The sequence below is a fragment of the Methylobacterium sp. UNC378MF genome (genome assembly GCF_900103195.1).
In the GTDB taxonomy this organism is placed as follows: Bacteria; Pseudomonadota; Alphaproteobacteria; order Rhizobiales; family Beijerinckiaceae; genus Methylobacterium.
Window position 1 is genome coordinate 113,000 of the sequence record NZ_FMWU01000001.1, and the last position, 17,079, is coordinate 130,078.

Below are 17,079 nucleotides of genomic sequence, written 5' to 3' on the forward strand. Positions count from 1 at the left end.
GAAACACGGCCGCGCGGCGACCGCCCTGGCGGCCTGGCTCTGCGCCGCCGCCCTGCCCGCCGCGGCCGCCGCCGTCCAGGTCGAGATCGACGGGATCGAGCCCGGCGGCGGGCCCGTGCGCGTCGCCCTCTGCCAAGGCGGACTTTCGGAAGCGTCGTGCCTGCGGGGCGACGACGCTCCCGCCACCGGTGACCGGGCGCTGTTCACCTTCCGGGACGTCCCGCCGGGGACCTACGCGGTGGCGGCCTACCAGGATGGCAACGGCAACGGACGCCTCGACCGCACGGGCCTCGGCCTTCCGCTGGAGCCCTACGGCTTCTCGGGCGCGGTCGGACGCCGGGCCCGGCCCGATTTCGCCGCGGCGGCTTTCGCCCTGCGCGAGCCGGGCGCCGCGTTGCGGGTCCGCCTCGGCCGTGCCCTCCCGCAACGGTGAGACGATGGAGGAACCCCTCGTCCGGCTCGCGGATGTCGGCCTCGACCTCCGCGGACGGCGGGTGCTGGACCGGGTCGATCTCGACCTCGAAGCCGGCGAGACCCTGGCGCTGCTCGGGCCGAACGGAGCCGGCAAGTCCTCGCTGATGCGCCTCGTGGCGGGGCGGCTGTGCCCGTCCGCGGGATCGGTGCGCGTCGCCGGGGCGGACCCGTACCGCGCGGGACGAGCCCGTCGTGCCATCGGGTGGGTGCCGCAGGAGATCGCCCTCTACCCGCGCCTGACCGTCTCGGAGAATCTCGGGGTCTTCGGGCAGCTCGCGGGAGTTGTCCGGCGTGACCGTAACGCGGCCGTGGAGGCTGCCCTGGCCATGGCCGACATCGCCGACGTGGCTCGACGCCCGGTCGGCGTCCTGTCGGGGGGGTACCGACGGCGGGTCAACATCGCGGCGAGCCTGATGAACCGGCCCCGGCTGGTGCTCCTCGACGAGCCGACCAGCGGCGTCGACCTCGCCGCCCGGGCGGCGATCCACGGGGTGCTCGACCGGCTGAAGGCCGCCGGTACCGCGATCCTGATCGCCACCCACGATTTCGCCGAGGCGGAGCGCCTCGCTTCCAGAGTTGCGTTCCTGGCCCAGGGCCGGGTCGTGCGCGCCGGGCAACTCGCCGATCTGCTCGCGCAGCTGCGCACCGGCGCACCCGAGCGGGAGCTGAGCCTCGCCGTCCCGGCGGCGGGATCGGCCGAGGCCGTGCTGCGCCGGGCCGGCTTCGTGCCGGCCGAGGCGGGCGGCCTCATCTGGCGGTCCATCGAGCGATCCGGGCTCGACGGCGCAGCCCTGCTCGGCGCCCTGCGCGCCCAGGGCGTACCGGTGGCCGAGATCCGGGTGCGGGCGCCGCGGCTGGAAACCCTCTATCTCGACGCCCTTCGCCCGCGGGAGCTGACGGATCCCGCGGGCGCCCCGCTCCGGGCGGGAGCGGCCGGATGATCGCCGCCGCCTTCCGCGTCATGCTCCTCACCCTCCTGCGCGACCGCGCCGCGCTGGTGATGGCCTTCGTGCTGCCGACCGTGATCTTCTCGATCTTCGCGGCGATCTTCTCCGGGGCGATCGGCGACCGTATCCGCATTCATCTCGGCCTCGCCGATCTGGCCCATACCGCGGCCACCACGCGCCTCGCCGATGCGCTCGCGGCCGATCCCTCGCTGCGCGTCACGCGGCTGCCCGTGACCGACATCGCCGCCGTGGCCCAGGCGGTGCGTGCGGGCGAGGTCGACGTCGCGCTTGTCCTGCGCGGCGATCTGATCGCCGCGCCGTCAGACGCCGCACCCGACGCCGCCGCTCAGCCTGTGGTGCTGATCGAGAACCCCGCCAAGGCGCTGGCGACGCCGATCGCCCTCGGCCAGCTCCAGCGGGTCCTGAACGAGGCGCTCCCCGACGTGGTCCTGTCGCGGATCGTCGCGGACGTCGAGCGCACGGGCAAGATCGGACCCGACGAGCGCCGCTTCCTCGACGAGGCCTTCGCGGAGCAGCGGGCCAAGAAGGAGCCTTTCAGCTTCGCCGCCCTGGTGGAGCGGCGCAGCACTGCGGCCGGGACCGCCAATGCCCGGGTGAGCTACTATGCCGGCGCGATCACCGCCGTGTTCCTGCTCTTCGCCGCCATGCAGGGGGCGATGTCCCTGGTCGAGGAGCGCGAGACGGGCCTCGCAGAGCGGTTGATGGCGGGGCCCGGTGGCCTGCCGGTGGTGGTGCTCGGCAAGTTCGCCTTCCTGACGCTGCAGGGGCTCGTCCAGGCCGGGCTGATCTTCCTGGCCGCCGCTTTGCTCTACGGGGTCGAGATCGGGCCGCACTGGCCGGCCTTCCTGGCCGCCTGCCTGCTCGTCTCGGCGATGGCCGCGGGCCTCGCGCTCGCGGCCTGCGCGCTCGCAGCCTCCCGCCAGCAGGCCCACCTCGCCTCGACCTTCGGGGTGCTGCTGCTCTCGGCGGTGGGAGGCTCCATGGTCCCGCGATTCCTGATGCCGCCCTGGCTGCAGGAGGCCGGTTGGCTCACCCCCAATGCCTGGGCGATCGAGGCGTATCAGAGCGCGCTGGGCGAGGGCTTCTCCGCCGCCGCCCCGGCACTGGGCGTGCTGGCGGCGCTGACGCTGGGCGGCCTTGGCTTCGCCCTCGCCCTCTCAGCTCGGCGGACGGCCTAGGGCACAGATCGACCCGGCTTGACCGGGGCTATTCCACGTAGACACCGGCTCCGACGAGCGCCTCTGCGCCCGCGACGCGGGTCGCGCAGACATAGCTCCACTTCACGCTCGGAACCGACTGGCCGGGTTTCGGGAACATGTAGTCGACCCAGCCGGACCCGAAGAGGGTGACGGTATCGATGAAGTCCTGGTGGAACGTCTTCCCATCGGCGTCGCGCTCGTGGAGCAGGTCGCGTCCCTCGCGGTTCGGGTGGGCGGCGTTGAACAGGACGACCCCCCGCAGGTCGACGACGAACAGGTAGACGTCTCCGTACCGCCAGATACTCCCCTTGCGCCGGAACGCATCGAACGCCCGCGGGCCCTCGGACTCCAGGATGTCGGCCGCCTTGTTGACGAGGGCTTCGATCTCGGCCGCTTGGTGGAGCGGCGGTGGCGCCCGCTGGGCCGTGCCCGGGGCCGTACCCGAGATGACCGCGCCCATGACCAGCAGCACGGCCCAGATCAGCAGGGCTCTCGACATGCCGTCGCCCCATCGCTCAGCGGGTAGCAGGAGAGTCCCCGCGGACGGAGGCCTAGGAGTGCGCCTCGATGCCATGGCCCACTTGCCCGCCACGCTGCCGAAGGTAGACCAGCCAGCTCCGCTTCTGAGGAGGCGGGCCCACCACATTCGGCAGGGCCTCGAACGCCAGACGGTTTCGGTGCCGCTCGATGATGCGATCGAGGTGCCTCAGCGCAGCGATGCCTTGGCTCGCCATCATGCGGTGCCCCTCGCAGGCGCCCTTCCTGCCTAAGGAACGGACGATTTCCTCCGCACGAGAGAGGATATTCCGCGCTTCCGCGCAATAAAGCTCCATCTCGGCAAGATCTGGCATCTTATCCTCCGGATGTCTGTTCCTCGAAATCTGATAAAGGAGAGTGAACGTCGGCGCGGCGCATCACCCGTTTGGGTGACCCGGCCTCTCTTCGGATCCCGTCCTCTGCGCCGTTCCTGCGACGCGGGGCGCACCGCGATCGAGACACACTCCGCGAAGGCCGCGCTCCCGGCATCCCGCCGGCATATCGCCGACGGCAACGATCGCGCCGCCCGCGACCGGCGGATCGCGGCCAGAGGCGAGATCTTGGCCGGATCCGAAGCTGCGGTGGTGCTCCTCGACGACATCGCCCGCGTCGAGGCGGGGCTCGCCGAGATCCCGCGGGCCGCGGCGGCCGAAGCCGGCGAGATCCCGGCGCCGCAGGGCAGCGATCGCGGGGCCGTCTCGCGTGGCGCCACGACCTGGGACAGAGGTGCGGGAGGCGGGAGACTTCGCCGCCGGGAGATCGGCCACTCGCTGACGCGCCTATCTATGCACAGGCGAGCGCCGCCGGTCGGGTGCCGCGACCGGGTGGCGCGTTGACCCGCCCCGCCCCAGGTCTAGCTTCGCCCTTGCGGGCCATGCCGACTTCGGCCCGGGGAGCCAGCCAGCAGGATGAGCCAGGATTCTACGGTCGCCGTCATCGGCAGCGGACTCGGCGGACTCGCGGCCGCATGTGTCGCCGCCGCGCGGGGTCACCGCGTGACGGTCTACGACAAGAATGGCTGGCTCGGCGGCAAGGCGGCGGTGCTCCACGAGGGTGGCTTCCGCTTCGACATGGGCCCGACCATCCTGACCGTGCCCCGGGTGCTGGAGCGGATCTTCGCGGAGGCGGGCCGCTCGGTCCACGACTACATGGACCTGCGTCGCCTCGACCCGCAATGGCGCTGCTTCTTCGACGACGGCACCCATATCGACCTGATGCAGGACGTCGCGCGCATGGCCGGCGACATGGAGCGCTTCGCCCCCGGCACCGGCGAGGGCTACAAGAAGTTCATCTCGATCTCGGAGCACCTGCACGGCGTCTCGGAAAAGTTCTTCTTCTGGAAGCCGGTCGAGGACCTGTTCGACACGATCAACCTTCGCGCCAACATGAATCCCGGCACGCTGCGCGACGTTCTGTCCCTGCGCATGCACGCCTCCGTGGCCTCGACGATCCGCGGCAAGGTCAAGGACGCCCGGCTCGCGCAGATGCTCGACCATTTCGTGCAATATGTCGGCTCCTCGCCCTACGGCGCGCCGGCGGTGCTCTGCGCCATCGCCCACATGCAGACGGCCGACGGCGTCTGGTACCCGATGGGCGGCACCCGCGCGGTGGCCGAGGGGCTGGCGAAGCTCGCCCAGGAACTCGGCGCCACCTGCAGGACCGACACCGAGGTGACCGGAATCGAGACCGCCAATGGCGCGGTTCGCGGCGTGCGCACCGCCGAGGGCGTCACGCCCTTCGACGCGGTGATCTCCAACATGGATTCGGTCCGCACCTACCGCGAGCTCGTCGGCGGCGATGCGGCCAAGGCCTACGCCAAGAAGAATCCCGAGCCGGCCTGCTCGGGCGTCGTGCTCTATCTCGGCCTGAACAGGCGCTACGAGCACCTGAACCACCACGATTTCGTCTTCTCCCGGGACCCCGAGGAGGAGTTTGACTACATCTACAACAAGGGCGAACCGGCTCCGGACCCGACCGCCTATCTGGCGGCCCCCTCCTCCACCGATCCGAGCGTCGCGCCGGAGGGGGGCGAGGCGCTCTACGTCCTCGTGCACACGCCGTATCTGCGCCCGCATCACGATTGGCGTCCGGACGGTCCGCTGTTCCAGAACTACCGCCGGACGATCCTCGACAAGCTCAAGCGGACGGGCGGCATGCCGGACCTGGAAGAGCGCATCGTCGTCGAGCGCCACCTGACGCCCCAGGACATCCACGAGCGCTACAAGGTCCTGAACGGCGCGATCTACGGGCTCGCCTCGCACGGGCGCGTGATGGGCGCGTTCAAGCCCGGCAACCGCTCGCGGCAGGTGCGCGGTCTCTACCTCGCGGGGGGCGCGGCCCATCCGGGGCCCGGCATGCCGATGGTGATGATGTCGGGCTGGATCGCCGCCGACGCGCATGACCAGGACGCCCGCGGCGCCCTGCGCGCCTCGGCGTGACGCCGTCGCCGCCATTTCCGCCCCCCGTCGCGGGGGGCGGGAGAGGCACGCGCAGCGCCCCCCTGCCTGCGGTTTCGCCCCGGATCCGCGCCTTCATGGTGGCGTGGTTCGAGCGCTACCTGCACCGCCACCTCGATGCCCTGCGGCTGCCCCTCTGGAGCACGCCGCCCACCACGAGCCATCCCGGCGCCATCGTGGTCTACTGCAACCATCCGGCGTGGTGGGACGCCGCCCTGATCATCGTGCTGGCCGGCCGCCTCTATCCGGACCGCGCGAGCCGTGCCCCGTTCGACGCCGCGATGCTGGCGCGCTACCGGATCTTCGAGCGGATCGGCGCCTTCGGCGTCGATCTCGACAGCCCGCGCGGGGCGGCGCAGTTCCTGGCCGCAGCCCGGTCGATCCTGGCGGCGCGGGACGGCATGCTCTGGATCACCGCGCAGGGCCGCTTCGCCGATGCCCGCGCCCGGCCGCTCGCCCTGAGAGCCGGCGTGGCGCGGCTCGCCGAGATCGCCCCCGATGCCCTGTTCGTCCCGCTCGCCGTGGAATACGCCTTCTGGGACGAGCGCGGCGCCGGGGCCTTTGCGGCCTTCGGATCCGGGATCGCCGGATCCGAACTCGCCGCACTTCCGCGAGACCAGCGGCTCGCGCGTCTGGAATCCGACCTGACCGCGACCCTGGATCGCCTGAGCGCCGACGTGATCAGCCGGGAGCCCGGCCGCTTCCGCACCCTGCTCTCCGGCCGGAAGGGCGTCGGCGGCCTCTACGATCTGTGGCGGCGCCTAGCGGCCCGGCTCACCGGGCGACGCTTCGATCCAGCCCACCGCGCCGCCGGCAGCCAGGATCGCGCCGGGTGAGACCTTCCGCTCGCGCCCGGCCCCGTGCGATCCCGTGTCGTGGTGCAAAACCTGCGCGGCGCGGACGATGACCGATTCGATCCTCACGACCCTGGCGCTGACGTGCCTGATCGCCGCCCTCCTGCCGGCCTTGCTGGCGGCGGTGAACCTCCTGGTCCTGCGCCGGCCCGCACCGGAGGCCGGGACAGGCCTGGTCTCCATCCTGATCCCGGCGCGCAACGAGGCAGGCAACATCGACGCGACCGTGCGGGCGGCGCTCGCCAGCACGGCGGTGCCGGTGGAGGTGATCGTCGGCGACGATCACTCCACCGACGCGACCCCGGAGATCGTGCGCGCCGTCGGTGACCCGCGCCTGCGCCTCGCCTCAGTGCCGGCGCTTCCCGAAGGCTGGACGGGGAAGAACCACGCCTGCAGCCACATGGCCGGGCTCGCGCGCGGCGACCACCTGCTGTTCATCGACGCCGACGTGCGCCTCGAACCCGAAGCCGCCGCCGCCCTCGCGGCCCGGGCCCGGCGCACCGGCGCGGCCCTCGTCAGCGGCGTGCCCCGGCAGCGGACAGACACGCTCGGCGAAATGCTGACCGTGCCGATGATCGACTTCCTCCTCCTCGGCTTCCTGCCGGTACCGCTGATGCGCCGCCTGCCGGACCCGTCGCTCGGCGCGGCCTGCGGTCAGCTGATCCTGATCGAGCGCGCAGCCTATGCGGCCACCGGAGGCCACACCGCCATCCGCACCTCGCTGCACGACGGTGTCCGCCTGCCCCGGCTGTTCCGCGCCGCGGGCTACCGGACGGATCTCGTCGCCGCCGCCGCGCTGGCCACCTGCCGGATGTATGACGGCTTCGCGCAGGCCTGGGCCGGCTTTTCCAAGAACGCCCACGAGGGCATGGCCACGCCCCGCGCGCTCCCGGTCTGGACTCTCCTGCTCGGCTTCGGCCAGGTCCTGCCGCCCCTCCTCGTCCTGGCCGGGCTCATCGGGCCGATGCCCGCCGCCGCTCTCGTCCCGGCCGCCCTGGCCTTGGTCCTGTCGCTGGCGACCCGGACGGCCGTCACGGTGGCGGTCCGGGCGCCCTGGGCGACGATCCCGCTTCATCCGGCGGCGGTCGCGGTGGCTCTGGCGATCCAGTGGAACGTGCTCCTGCGTCGCGAACGCGCCGGCGCGGCGACCTGGAAGGGGCGCAGCTATCCGGTGCGCGGCAGCTGATCCGCGCGGCCCGAGCGGGATGCGCAAAGTAGGCCCTCCGCCTCACGCGGCGCAGCGCTCGGCCCCACAGGCGATGCAGCGGCAAAGGGTCGGGGCGGCGCGGGCGCGGTCTGTGCCCGCCGGATCTTCGCCCCGGATACGGTCATCGAGGCGCGGACTGCCATGTCGCGGCTCAGGCTCGTGCATCAGACGGTCTGAGCCCCTGTCCCGGTCGCTTCGCCCGGCTGCGTTTCTGCCAGGATCCAGGCGGCGGTATCGCGATCCGCATCGACGACCGGCAGATGCAGGATGATCGGCGTCTCGTAGGGATGACGGGCCTTCAGGGCCGCCGCCAGCGCGTCCGCCAAGCCCTCGCGGCTCTTGAGGATGGCCGCAACCTCCACGCTACGCTCGACCGCGCCCTTCCAGCTGTAGACGGATTGCATGCCCGGCAGCACGTTGATGCAGGCGATCAGGCGCTCGCGGACCAGGGCCTCGCCGATGTTGAGCGCCGAGGCGAGGTCGGGAAAGGTGGTGTAGACGAGGAGCGGACGCTCCATGCTATGCCTCCGGTTGGCGTGTGCTCGCGGAGTGGGACGCATGCCGGGCTTGGACGTCAACCCGGCGCCTCGCGCGTCAGATTGGAGCCGTGACGTGAATTTCGAGGCGATCCCGACGCGCCTGCGCGGCTGCGTCTGATCCATGCCGCGCTTCCATAAGATCGCCTTCGTGGCGAGCCCGACCGGCCATGCCCGCGAGGCCGCCGCCGCCCTGATGCGGCGCTACGATCACGTCCCGCCGGAGGAGGCGGACGTCGTCGTGGCACTCGGTGGCGACGGCCTGATGCTGCAGGTGCTGCACCGCTTCATGGACAATCCGAAACCGATCTACGGGATGAACCGCGGCACGGTCGGCTTCCTGATGAACGAGTTCCGCGACGACGACCTGCTGGAGCACCTGGAAGCGGCGCAGCGCAGTGTGATCCACCCGCTGGTGATGGACGTGCTCGACACGGAGGGCCGCTCCCACCGGGCGCGGGCGATCAACGAGGTCTATCTGCTCCGGCAGACACACCAGACCGCCAAGCTGAAGATCGCCGTCGACGGCAACGTCCGGCTCGACTTGCTGATCGCCGACGGCGTGCTCGTCGCCACCGCGGCGGGCTCGACCGCCTACAACCTGTCGGTCGGCGGCCCGATCCTGCCCTTGGACGCCAAGCTGCTGGCGCTGACGCCGATCTCGGCCTTCCGCCCGCGGCGCTGGCGCGGCGCGCTCCTGCCGGATTACGCCCGGATCCGGATCGACGTGCTCGACGCGCCCCACCGCCCGGTGGCGGCAGTGGCCGACCACACCGAGTTCCGCCGGGTCTGCACGGTGGAGACCTCCCTCGACCGCGCCACCGAACTCGTGCTGCTGCACGATCCCGGCCACAGCCTCGACGAGCGCATCCTGCGGGAGCAATTCGGGTGAGCCCGCACATCAGGCCCGCGCAGGTGGCCGACCACGCGGCCATCACCCGCATCATCGTGCCGACCATCCGGGCGGGAGAGACCTACGCCCTGGACCGCGACCTCAGCCAGGCCGGAGCCCTCGCCTACTGGACAGGTCCTGACCGCGAGACCTTCGTGGCGGAGGACGAGGGGATGGTGCTCGGCACATACTATCTGCGTGCCAATCAGGCGGGCGGGGGGGCCCATGTCGCCAATTGCGGGTTCATGACCGGAGAGGCCGCTCTGGGCCGAGGGGTCGCCCGCGCCATGTGCGCGCACGCCCTCGATCGGGCTCGGGCGCGCGGCTTCGCCGCGATGCAATTCAACTTCGTGGTGAGCACCAACGTCCGCGCCGTCCGGCTCTGGAAGAGCTTCGGCTTCGATGTGGTCGGCCGGCTGCCCGGCGCCTTTCGGCACCCGGAACTCGGAGCGGTCGACGCGCTCGTGATGTTCCGGACGCTCTGAGGCGCGCCCGGATCAGGGCTGCGAGACCGCGACGAGGTCGCCCTCGCGGATCGCCCGCTCGCCGGTCTTCGTCCGGATCCGGTAGCTCGGCTCACCGGTCTGGTCCTCCGGCATGAGCCGCAGAACCTCGAACACCTCAACCTCGCCCGTTTCGCCGGGGATCCCGAGTTGCGGCCGGCAGACACGCTGGCCGATCTTGAACTTGTGGGACATGCCGCACTCCTGGAGAGGTGTTGCTGCCGTCGCGGCTCAGCGCTTCTTCTGAGCCTTCGCCTTGCGAGCGAGATAGCGCGCATCGCGCTGGGCCTTCTGCTCGGCCTGCAGGGCCTTGGCGCGCTCCTGGGCCGCCAGCTGCTCGGCGTGCTTGCGCTCGATCTCCGCCAGACGCTCGGCCTCGGCGAGGGCGGCGGCGCGCTCGATCTCGGCCTGACGCTGGGCGGCGCGTTCGGCTGCACGGGCCTCGCGGGCATCGACCACGGCGCGGCGGGCCGACTGGCGGGCAAGGACGGCCGGGTCATCGGCGGATGGGCGCGCCCGGAACCGGGCCAGCATCTCGGACCGCGCCTTGGCAGCGGTCTCGAGGCGATCGACGACACCTTGCTTGTTCAAAAAGCTCACAGACACTCCTGGATCGGGCGGGGCACAGGCCGTGGCCCATAGAGGGGAAGGCGGGGACGGGATTGCAGATACAGAAGAAGCCGCTCCGAGGGGAGCGGCTTCGGAAGGAACGCTTTGGACGGCGATCAGGCCGTCTGGAGCTGACCGGCGGACTGCTTGCCGCTGCGACGATCGGTCTCCAGCTCGTAGGAGACCTTCTGGCCCTCGTTCAGGCCACGCAGGCCGGCGCGCTCGACGGCCGAAATGTGGACGAACACGTCCTTGCCGCCGTCATCCGGCTGGATGAAGCCGTAGCCCTTGGTCTCGTTGAACCACTTCACGGTTCCGGTGCTCATGGAAGTCCTTGATCTTCGCAGGCATAGTGAGAGATGGCACCCGCTCAAACGAGGCTGGCGCCGGCATCGACCGATAGCGATAGGAAAGTCAGAACCGCCCTGCGAAGGCGTAACGGTCCAAGATATCCGGACACGTGCCGATGCGGCAGAAGTAGACCGCCGGCGGTGATTTTGCAAGCGCAGGGAAATAGATCTGGCGGCAACCGCCGCACCGATGCGGGAAATTCCTTTCGGACATTTTGATTGAGCGAAGCCAGAACGGCCGTTTGAACAACGGGATAGGCGCTTTCGATGCAACGCGGTCATGGGAGATCTGTGGTTTCCGCAACGTCAACGAACGCTGCCGGGTCACCTGCGCTGGGCTGGCTTGCTCAAGCCGGCACGAGGCGCAGCACGCCCTCGCCACGCCGGTGACCGACCGCGGTCACGGCGACCTCGCGTGCACCGCCGCCGGCCACGAGGGCGGCGGCGAGCGCCGCTCCGAAAGGTGCCGCCACTTCGAGCCCGTGCCCGATCACGTCCCCGAGGGCGCGCAGGCGCGCGCACGGTGCGAGCTTCGTCAGCACCGTTCGCTCTTCCGCGGTGATCGGCGCGACCCCTGTGGCCCCGGACAGGACGTGATCGGGAGCCGAGAGGCCAGCCTGTCCCCAGAGGGTCTCCAGGCTGACGGCGACGCTGCCCGGCGCGCGCCGCGTCCGGTCGCTCGCCACCGGTTCCAGTTGGGCGAGGGCACGGGCGCCGCGGGCGGCGGCATGCGCGGCGGATTCCAGCATCAGGAAGGCCGCGCAGCTGCCGAGGATGAAGCCCGCCTCGCCGCCTTTGTCGCCGCGCGCGAAGACCGGTCGGAAGGCGTCGCGGGCGAGGTAGTCGCCCATCTCGTGGATCACCAGAACGTCCGGCCGCTCGGCGCTGTAGGAGCCGCCGACCAGGATCGCGTCGATCTGGCCCGAGGCCACCCGCGCCTGCGCGATCCGCAGGGCGTCGACGCCGGCGGATTCCTCGCCCATGAAGGTGCGTGAGGCGCCCGTGACGCCGTGAACGATCGCGATGTTGCCGGCGAGCAGGTTGGAGAGCTGTGCGAGGAACAGCGTCGGGCGAAGGTCGTTCTGCAGCCGCTCGTTCAGGTAGGCGCCCGGATCGGCGGCGTCACGCAGGCCGGTCAGGATTGCCCCGTCCACCGCATAGTCGCGCTCGCCGCCCCCCGCCGCCACGACGAGATGGAGCGCCTGCTTGAAGGCGGCATCGTCCTTCACGCCCGCGGCGTCGAGGGCGAGGCCGGCCGCGTAGACGCCGAGCCGCTGCCACGCCTCCATCTGGCGCTGGTCGCTGCGCTTGGGGATCTGGCCGTCCCACGCGATCGCCGGCGCCGGGTGCACCGGATAGGGCGCGAAGGCCTCGCTGTCCGTGCGCGGGGCTTCCGCTCCGGCGAGGGCGATCAGATGGGCGTCGACGCCTTCACCCGCACAGGAGACGAGGCCGAGGCCGGTGACGACGACGGGGCGGCTCATGGCAGACTCAGGGCTCGCGTTCGGCCTGCGCCGAATCGGGAAACAGGCCGATCGTCCGCGCCCGTTCGCGCATCGGCGCGTCGAGGCCGTCCGGGAACGGCATGGTGCGGAAGCGCAGCTCCGCGTCGCAGAGCGCCTTGCCGGCGTGGCTGATCGCCGCCTTGGTCACCGCGTAGCCCGAGCCGTCATGCTCGAGATGCGCCGTGACGAGGAGGTCCGCCCCCGGGCCCACGAAGGATCGGAAACGCGCCTTGTCGACCCCGGTGAGGAACGGCATCCGGGCGAAGTCGAGATGGGCGAGCACGAGGTATCCGGAGGCCTGCGCCATCGTCTCCGTGAGAAGGACGCCGGGCACCAGGGGATGGCCGGGGAAGTGCCCCTCGAAGACCGGGCTCGCCATGGGCACCCGGGCGAACGCCTCGATGCGGCCGGCCGCCCGGTCGAGGAGCCGCACGGAGTCGATCATCTCGAAATATTCGAGGCGCATGACGGTTCGGATCGGCCTTCGTTCAGACCTTGGCGGCCTTCTCGGCCACGAGGCCGTCGATGCGCGCGCACAGGTTCTTGAGGACGAAGTACTCCTCGGCAGGAACCTTGCCCTCGTTGACCTCCTGGGTCCAGCGCTCGAGCGGCAGCTTGATCCCGAAGGCCTTGTCCACCGCGAAGGCGATGTCGAGGAAGGCGAGGCTGTCGATGCCGAGGTCGTCGATGGCGTGGCTCTCGGGCGTGATCTTGTCCCGCGGGATGTCGGCGGTCTCGGCTATGATGTCGGCCACGCGCTCGAAGGTGGCGCTGCCGTGGGCGGGCTCGTCGGACATGTCTTCTCGCGGGCTGTTCGAATTCCGGATCGGTCGTGCGGGAGCCCCCTCGCCGCCCGGGCGGACCGGCGCATACGCCCCGCGCGGCCACCCTACGCATAGTCGGGCCCTCATACGCGGTCCCGTCGAATGGCGGCGACCTCTACACGAGGGTGTCAGGGGCGGCAACCGCAGCGCTTCCCCCGGCGTTTCAGCGCCTGTCCACAGGCGTGCGCCAGCGCGTGCGCGGACGCGCTATGCCCCGGACGCACCGGCCCTAGCTTGACGGCGAGGCGATCGCGCGTCCTCAGGAGATCAGACGGATGCCACCGATCACCAAGCCCGCCGCGCCGCTGGCGCGGAGCGAGACGCCACCCCTGCCGCCGCAGGAGCGTGCGCGCTCTCAGGGGGCGGCCCGTGTCCTGCTGGTTCTGAGCCTCTCCGCCCTCGGGCTCTGGATCCTGCACGAATTCCTGCCGGCTCTGGCCTGGGCGTTGGTGCTGGCGATTGCACTGTGGCCGGTCTACACGCGCCTTGAGCACCGTTTCCCGCCGGGCAAGCACAACATCCTGCTGCCCACGCTGATGACCGCGGCGGTGGCGCTGGTCTTTTTGGTGCCGCTGGTGATCCTCGGCATCCAGGCTGCCCGCGAGGCCCACGACGTGGCCGAGTTCGTCCGCAGCGCCGAAGCGAACGGCGTTCCCGCGCCGGAATTCCTGCAGCACCTGCCCTACGGCGCCGCGCAGGCGACCACGTGGTGGAACGACAATCTCGGCCACGCACAGGCTGGCTCGGACCTGCTGCATCGGTTCGAGAACCATTCGGTGCTCGGGGCCTCGAAGAATGTCGGGCGCGAGGTGGTCCACCGGATCGTGCTGTTCGGCTTCAGCCTCGTGGCCCTGTTTTTCCTGTTCCGCGACTGGCGGACGGTGCGGAACCAGTCGCTCATCGCCTGCCACCGGCTGTTCGGCCCGCGGGGCGAGCGCGTTGCCCGCCAGATGGTGGCATCGGTGCATGGCACCGTCGACGGGCTGGTGCTGGTGGGTCTCGGCGAGGGCTTCCTGCTCGGGATCGTCTACCACTTCGCGGGCGTACCCCACCCCGTGCTGCTTGGCGCCTTCACGGCGGTGGCGGCGATGATCCCCTTCGGGGCCGCCGTGGCCATCGCCATCGCGGCGCTTCTGCTGGTGGCGGCGGGCTCGGTGACGGCGGCGCTGGTTGTCGCGGGCGCGGGTCTCGTCGTGACCTTCGTGGCCGACCACTTCATCCGCCCGGCGCTGATCGGCGGCACGACGAAGCTGCCGTTCCTGTGGGTGCTCCTCGGCATCCTCGGCGGCGTCGAGACCTTCGGGCTCCTCGGGCTGTTCGTCGGACCGGCGGTGATGGCCGCACTGGTCCTGCTGTGGCGGGAGTTCACCGAGGGACCGGACGCGACGGCCTGAGCCGCCGGATCCGCTAGTCGTCCACGCTCGCCCCGGCCGCGGCCTCGACCCGGCGCCGATCCTGGCGCCAATCGGCCGGCTTCTCGAAGGTGCCGGCCCAGATGCCGCGGCGGGTCGCCCAGGCGTGACCCTCCTGGCGGCTGTAGGGCGCGCTCACTTGGCGGCTGGCCAGCGCAAGACCCTGCCCAACCATCCAGGCGGACAGATCCTCGCCGTGGACATGGCAGAGCCCGGTGACGCGGCCGGCCACGCCCCCCTCGCGTCGCTCGCAGGTAACGATGCCGCTGCCGATCCGCACGCGCAGCGCCTGCGCGGCCTCGCGGCCGCAGCGATACTCGAGGCCCTTGGCCGTCTCGCAGCTCTGGGCGGTCTCGGGGGCGTCGATTCCGTAGAGGTTTATGCGCGTGCCCTGCACCTCGATCGTGTCGCCGTCGATCACGGTCGCCGGGCCGCTGACCGTTCCGGCCGCGGCCGCGGGGCCGCAGAGGAGGAGCAGGGCAAGCATCGGTCTGATCATGACGGAATTGTCCACGAGGGAGGCGAAGTGACTGGTTCAGGGTTGGCCGAGACCGCGACGGTACGCGACCAATGTGGCGAATTTGCCAAGCCGCCGGTCCGGTACGGCCTGCCGAAGGCCGACTCTCTGCCGCGGTAGTCGCGAAAGCGCTCCGACCTGCGCGAAGCTCAGCCCCGGAACGGCCATCCTCGGGCGATCGTCATGCCGCATGACCTTTCTCAAGACACTGCTGGCCAGCATGGCCCTGTAGGCGGCGCTCCTCGTCTGGGTCGGCCTCGCGATCGGTCCGGACGGGCCGATCGACAGGACCTGCCCGGGCCTGAAAGCCGTCATGGTTCCGGCGAGCGGCGGCATGGCGGCCGCCCGGGCGACACCACCCTGGACCGTGCGGCTCTCGGCCATCTCGCCGTACGCTTGGTCGGCGAGACGCGCAGCGCGGCCGGCGCGGGAATACCGGCCGGCTGACCGGCGCGTCGGCCGCCAATCGGGCCGATCAGGTCCGGTACTTGCCGTTGCGCTTGATGAGGACGCGGCTACCGACGGGCACACGCTCGTAGAGATCGGCGATATCCTCGTTCAGCATCCGGACGCAGCCCGAGGACATCTGCTCGCCAATGCTCCAGGGCTCGTTGGTGCCGTGGATGCGGAACAGGATGTCGCGATTGCCCTGGTAGAGATAGAGCGCCCTGGCACCGAGCGGGTTGTCCAGTCCGCCCTTGCGGGTCCGCGGCAGGTCGGGATGGAGCGAGACCATCGTGACGGTCGGGCTCCAATCCGGCCAGACGCCCTTGCGACCGACCCGCGCCTCACCCTTCCAAGAGAAGCCGGCCTTGCCGACACCGACGCCGTATTGCATCGCCGACCCGTCGGCCTGGACGAGGACGAGCTGGCGCTTGTCGATGTCGACCACGATGGTGCCGGGCTTCTCAGGGCCGTTGTAGCTGACCTGCTGACGGCGATATTTGGGATCGAGCCGCTGGGTATCGACGAGCGGGATGTCGAAGGGCTTGTCGGGCTTGCTGCCGATGTACCAGGCCGACTCGTCATCCTGTGCGAGCTGCACCGGACGGGTCTGGCAGGCTGCCAGGGGAGCGATCGCCACGACGGCGAGCAGGATCCGCGAGGGAACGATCCGGCGCAGGCGGCTCCAGGCCGAAGGAAGCGTGGCGATCATAGGTCCTGTCTTGCGGGATACGGTCGTCGCGCCATGCCTACCGTCTCGTGGCCGGTGACGATGTAGCTTTTCCGCCGCAGCCAGCCGCGCGCGGCCCGCTCCCAAGGCCACGGTTGCGCCCTAATTCTGAATCGCAGCAGGGGTCTAGTGCGGCCGGCGCGGAGGTGAAGAATGCCCGAGACCGAAACTCTTCCGGCCGATGCGACGATCGTGGCCGATGTCCCGCTGAGCCCAGCGATCCATCTCGATCACTGCGTGATCCACGTCAGCGATTGGGAGCGATCCAACGCTTTCTACCGGGACGTGGTGGGCGCCGAGATCATCGCGCGTGATCCGGGCTTCGCCTATCGGTTCGGCGGCGTCCAGCTCAATTGCCACGGTCCCGGCGTCAAGGCGGAGCCTCTGGCGGCGAAACCCGTCGAACCGGGCAACAGCGACCTGTGCTTCCGCTGGTCGGGCTCGATCGAGACCGCGATCGCGCATCTCGAGACGGCCGGAATTCCTGTGGAACTCGGCCCGGTGGAGCGGCACGGCGCCGCGGGTACGGGGATCAGCGTCTACTTCCGGGATCCGGACGGCTCGCTCCTGGAATTCATCACTTACCCTGTGTGATCAGCCCCGGCTCTCGGCAAGCGCCTGGTTGGTCTGCTCCAGCCGCAGTGCCAGCACGCGCATCAGGGCGATGCTGATCTGTGGAAACTGTGCCAGCAATTCCAGGAACACGCCGCGGTCGATGCGCAGGGCGGTCACGGCGGATTGCGCCGTCACGGTGGCGGACCGGGGCTGCTCGGCCAGGATGCCCATCTCGCCGACGAGGGCATCCTGGCCGAGCAACGCCAGCCGCACCGGGCCGGCGGGACCGTCGATGCTGACCTCCGCGGTGCCCGAGAGGATCACGTAGGCCGCATCCGCCACGTCGCCGCGGGCGAAGAACCGTTGCCCCGGCTCGAAATGCACCCGCTCGCTGGTGAAGGCCAGGAGTTTCAGACGCGCCGGCTCCACCTCGCGGAACAGCGGCACCTGCTTCAGGGAGGAAACCTCGGTGTCGAGGGTCATTCGGGGGCTCCGCGACGGGTCTCA

23 protein-coding genes are annotated in these 17,079 nt (G+C 70.7%); 11 read left to right on the plus strand and 12 right to left on the minus strand.

What is annotated here, in order from left to right:
• Window positions 1-52: 52 nt before the first annotated feature.
• The 3 genes from BLT59_RS00530 to BLT59_RS00540 are packed head-to-tail and all read left to right on the plus strand — an operon-like array spanning window position 53 to window position 2,620.
• The gene (locus BLT59_RS00530) at window positions 53-433 is read left to right on the plus strand and encodes a DUF2141 domain-containing protein (protein WP_244513785.1); all 381 of its coding nucleotides are present in this window, start codon (window positions 53-55) and stop codon (window positions 431-433) included.
• A 4-nt stretch (window positions 434-437) separates the two neighbouring features.
• Entirely contained in the window at window positions 438-1,415 is a 978-nt protein-coding gene (locus tag BLT59_RS00535) for an ABC transporter ATP-binding protein (RefSeq protein ID WP_091775699.1), read from the plus strand.
• Window positions 1,412-2,620, plus strand: coding sequence for an ABC transporter permease (locus tag BLT59_RS00540; RefSeq protein ID WP_091775027.1), 1,209 nt, complete (start codon window positions 1,412-1,414; stop codon window positions 2,618-2,620). The genes BLT59_RS00535 and BLT59_RS00540 overlap by 4 nt, the downstream gene beginning before the upstream one ends.
• 28 nt (window positions 2,621-2,648) lie before the next feature.
• Here the strand turns inward: BLT59_RS00540 and BLT59_RS00545 are convergent, their stop codons facing one another.
• A complete protein-coding gene (locus BLT59_RS00545) occupies window positions 2,649-3,140 on the minus strand; it encodes a cache domain-containing protein (RefSeq protein ID WP_091775030.1) in 492 nt (163 codons plus the stop codon).
• 52 nt (window positions 3,141-3,192) lie between these two features.
• On the minus strand, window positions 3,193-3,492 hold the full coding sequence (locus tag BLT59_RS00550; protein ID WP_091775035.1) for a hypothetical protein: 300 nt from the start codon (window positions 3,490-3,492) through the stop codon (window positions 3,193-3,195).
• 246 nt (window positions 3,493-3,738) lie between these two features.
• Here BLT59_RS00550 and BLT59_RS30445 point away from each other — a divergent pair, with 246 nt between their 5' ends.
• The 4 genes from BLT59_RS30445 (at window position 3,739) to BLT59_RS00570 (ending at window position 7,674) form a co-directional block, all read left to right on the plus strand.
• Complete coding sequence (locus tag BLT59_RS30445; RefSeq protein ID WP_139173891.1) at window positions 3,739-4,014, plus strand: hypothetical protein; 276 nt, start codon at window positions 3,739-3,741, stop codon at window positions 4,012-4,014.
• Window positions 4,015-4,086: 72 nt separating this feature from the next.
• Entirely contained in the window at window positions 4,087-5,616 is a 1,530-nt protein-coding gene (gene crtI / locus BLT59_RS00560; RefSeq protein ID WP_091775040.1) for a phytoene desaturase family protein, read from the plus strand.
• Between the two features lie 95 nt (window positions 5,617-5,711).
• Entirely contained in the window at window positions 5,712-6,470 is a 759-nt protein-coding gene (locus tag BLT59_RS00565; RefSeq protein WP_091775043.1) for a lysophospholipid acyltransferase family protein, read from the plus strand.
• A gap of 67 nt (window positions 6,471-6,537) precedes the next feature.
• Entirely contained in the window at window positions 6,538-7,674 is a 1,137-nt protein-coding gene (locus tag BLT59_RS00570; protein ID WP_091775046.1) for a glycosyltransferase family 2 protein, read from the plus strand.
• Between the two features lie 185 nt (window positions 7,675-7,859).
• Here the strand turns inward: BLT59_RS00570 and cutA are convergent, their stop codons facing one another.
• Window positions 7,860-8,213 (minus strand): divalent-cation tolerance protein CutA, encoded by a 354-nt coding sequence (cutA, locus tag BLT59_RS00575; protein ID WP_091775049.1) that lies wholly within the window; start codon window positions 8,211-8,213, stop codon window positions 7,860-7,862.
• Between the two features lie 142 nt (window positions 8,214-8,355).
• On the opposite strand from cutA, the gene BLT59_RS00580 reads away from it, so the two are divergent.
• A complete protein-coding gene (locus tag BLT59_RS00580) occupies window positions 8,356-9,123 on the plus strand; it encodes an NAD kinase (RefSeq protein WP_091775051.1) in 768 nt (255 codons plus the stop codon).
• Window positions 9,120-9,608 (plus strand): GNAT family N-acetyltransferase, encoded by a 489-nt coding sequence (locus BLT59_RS00585; RefSeq protein ID WP_091775054.1) that lies wholly within the window; start codon window positions 9,120-9,122, stop codon window positions 9,606-9,608. Before BLT59_RS00580 ends, BLT59_RS00585 begins: the two co-directional genes overlap by 4 nt.
• Before the next feature lie 12 nt (window positions 9,609-9,620).
• On the opposite strand, the gene BLT59_RS00590 is transcribed toward BLT59_RS00585, so the two are convergent.
• From BLT59_RS00590 to BLT59_RS00615, 6 genes are all read right to left on the minus strand, one after another.
• The gene (locus tag BLT59_RS00590) at window positions 9,621-9,821 is read right to left on the minus strand and encodes a hypothetical protein (protein ID WP_091775057.1); all 201 of its coding nucleotides are present in this window, start codon (window positions 9,819-9,821) and stop codon (window positions 9,621-9,623) included.
• A gap of 36 nt (window positions 9,822-9,857) precedes the next feature.
• Window positions 9,858-10,226, minus strand: coding sequence for a DUF6481 family protein (locus BLT59_RS00595; RefSeq protein ID WP_091775060.1), 369 nt, complete (start codon window positions 10,224-10,226; stop codon window positions 9,858-9,860).
• Between the two features lie 125 nt (window positions 10,227-10,351).
• Window positions 10,352-10,561 (minus strand): cold-shock protein, encoded by a 210-nt coding sequence (locus tag BLT59_RS00600; RefSeq protein ID WP_012321928.1) that lies wholly within the window; start codon window positions 10,559-10,561, stop codon window positions 10,352-10,354.
• Window positions 10,562-10,932: 371 nt separating this feature from the next.
• Entirely contained in the window at window positions 10,933-12,069 is a 1,137-nt protein-coding gene (locus BLT59_RS00605; RefSeq protein WP_091775063.1) for a beta-ketoacyl-ACP synthase, read from the minus strand.
• Between the two features lie 7 nt (window positions 12,070-12,076).
• Complete coding sequence (locus BLT59_RS00610; RefSeq protein ID WP_091775065.1) at window positions 12,077-12,556, minus strand: 3-hydroxyacyl-ACP dehydratase FabZ family protein; 480 nt, start codon at window positions 12,554-12,556, stop codon at window positions 12,077-12,079.
• Between the two features lie 22 nt (window positions 12,557-12,578).
• Window positions 12,579-12,887: an acyl carrier protein gene (locus tag BLT59_RS00615; RefSeq protein ID WP_010683687.1), complete on the minus strand. Its 309-nt coding sequence runs from the start codon at window positions 12,885-12,887 to the stop codon at window positions 12,579-12,581.
• A gap of 302 nt (window positions 12,888-13,189) precedes the next feature.
• Between BLT59_RS00615 and BLT59_RS00620 the strand changes: the two genes are divergently transcribed.
• Window positions 13,190-14,308 carry an AI-2E family transporter gene (locus BLT59_RS00620; protein WP_091775068.1) on the plus strand — a complete coding sequence of 373 codons (1,119 nt, stop codon included), beginning with the start codon at window positions 13,190-13,192 and terminating at the stop codon, window positions 14,306-14,308.
• A 13-nt stretch (window positions 14,309-14,321) separates the two neighbouring features.
• Here BLT59_RS00620 and BLT59_RS00625 read toward each other — a convergent pair whose 3' ends face one another.
• Window positions 14,322-14,825, minus strand: coding sequence for a thermonuclease family protein (locus BLT59_RS00625; protein ID WP_091775702.1), 504 nt, complete (start codon window positions 14,823-14,825; stop codon window positions 14,322-14,324).
• A gap of 493 nt (window positions 14,826-15,318) precedes the next feature.
• The gene (locus BLT59_RS00635; protein ID WP_091775071.1) at window positions 15,319-15,999 is read right to left on the minus strand and encodes a L,D-transpeptidase; all 681 of its coding nucleotides are present in this window, start codon (window positions 15,997-15,999) and stop codon (window positions 15,319-15,321) included.
• Window positions 16,000-16,170: 171 nt separating this feature from the next.
• Here BLT59_RS00635 and BLT59_RS00640 point away from each other — a divergent pair, with 171 nt between their 5' ends.
• Window positions 16,171-16,611, plus strand: coding sequence for a VOC family protein (locus BLT59_RS00640; RefSeq protein ID WP_091775074.1), 441 nt, complete (start codon window positions 16,171-16,173; stop codon window positions 16,609-16,611).
• On the opposite strand, the gene BLT59_RS00645 is transcribed toward BLT59_RS00640, so the two are convergent.
• Complete coding sequence (locus BLT59_RS00645) at window positions 16,612-17,055, minus strand: cyclic nucleotide-binding domain-containing protein (protein WP_012321919.1); 444 nt, start codon at window positions 17,053-17,055, stop codon at window positions 16,612-16,614.
• Between the last annotated feature and the right edge of the window lie 24 nt (window positions 17,056-17,079).

Excerpts from the sequence above, each read along its gene's own strand:
- BLT59_RS00545 (WP_091775030.1), bottom strand. The coding sequence starts at position 3,140 with ATGTCGAGAGCCCTGCTGATCTGGGCCGTGCTGCTGGTCATGGGCGCG.
- BLT59_RS00540 (WP_091775027.1), top strand. The coding sequence starts at position 1,412 with ATGATCGCCGCCGCCTTCCGCGTCATGCTCCTCACCCTCCTGCGCGAC.
- BLT59_RS00615 (WP_010683687.1), bottom strand. The coding sequence starts at position 12,887 with ATGTCCGACGAGCCCGCCCACGGCAGCGCCACCTTCGAGCGCGTGGCC.
- crtI (WP_091775040.1), top strand. The coding sequence starts at position 4,087 with ATGAGCCAGGATTCTACGGTCGCCGTCATCGGCAGCGGACTCGGCGGA.
- BLT59_RS00565 (WP_091775043.1), top strand. The coding sequence starts at position 5,712 with ATGGTGGCGTGGTTCGAGCGCTACCTGCACCGCCACCTCGATGCCCTG.
- BLT59_RS00640 (WP_091775074.1), top strand. The coding sequence starts at position 16,171 with ATGCCCGAGACCGAAACTCTTCCGGCCGATGCGACGATCGTGGCCGAT.
- cutA (WP_091775049.1), bottom strand. The coding sequence starts at position 8,213 with ATGGAGCGTCCGCTCCTCGTCTACACCACCTTTCCCGACCTCGCCTCG.
- BLT59_RS00570 (WP_091775046.1), top strand. The coding sequence starts at position 6,538 with ATGACCGATTCGATCCTCACGACCCTGGCGCTGACGTGCCTGATCGCC.
- BLT59_RS00535 (WP_091775699.1), top strand. The coding sequence starts at position 438 with ATGGAGGAACCCCTCGTCCGGCTCGCGGATGTCGGCCTCGACCTCCGC.
- BLT59_RS00610 (WP_091775065.1), bottom strand. The coding sequence starts at position 12,556 with ATGCGCCTCGAATATTTCGAGATGATCGACTCCGTGCGGCTCCTCGAC.
- BLT59_RS00645 (WP_012321919.1), bottom strand. The coding sequence starts at position 17,055 with ATGACCCTCGACACCGAGGTTTCCTCCCTGAAGCAGGTGCCGCTGTTC.
- BLT59_RS00590 (WP_091775057.1), bottom strand. The coding sequence starts at position 9,821 with ATGTCCCACAAGTTCAAGATCGGCCAGCGTGTCTGCCGGCCGCAACTC.
- BLT59_RS00605 (WP_091775063.1), bottom strand. The coding sequence starts at position 12,069 with ATGAGCCGCCCCGTCGTCGTCACCGGCCTCGGCCTCGTCTCCTGTGCG.
- BLT59_RS00620 (WP_091775068.1), top strand. The coding sequence starts at position 13,190 with ATGCCACCGATCACCAAGCCCGCCGCGCCGCTGGCGCGGAGCGAGACG.
- BLT59_RS00635 (WP_091775071.1), bottom strand. The coding sequence starts at position 15,999 with ATGATCGCCACGCTTCCTTCGGCCTGGAGCCGCCTGCGCCGGATCGTT.
- BLT59_RS00580 (WP_091775051.1), top strand. The coding sequence starts at position 8,356 with ATGCCGCGCTTCCATAAGATCGCCTTCGTGGCGAGCCCGACCGGCCAT.
- BLT59_RS00625 (WP_091775702.1), bottom strand. The coding sequence starts at position 14,825 with ATGATCAGACCGATGCTTGCCCTGCTCCTCCTCTGCGGCCCCGCGGCC.
- BLT59_RS00600 (WP_012321928.1), bottom strand. The coding sequence starts at position 10,561 with ATGAGCACCGGAACCGTGAAGTGGTTCAACGAGACCAAGGGCTACGGC.
- BLT59_RS00550 (WP_091775035.1), bottom strand. The coding sequence starts at position 3,492 with ATGCCAGATCTTGCCGAGATGGAGCTTTATTGCGCGGAAGCGCGGAAT.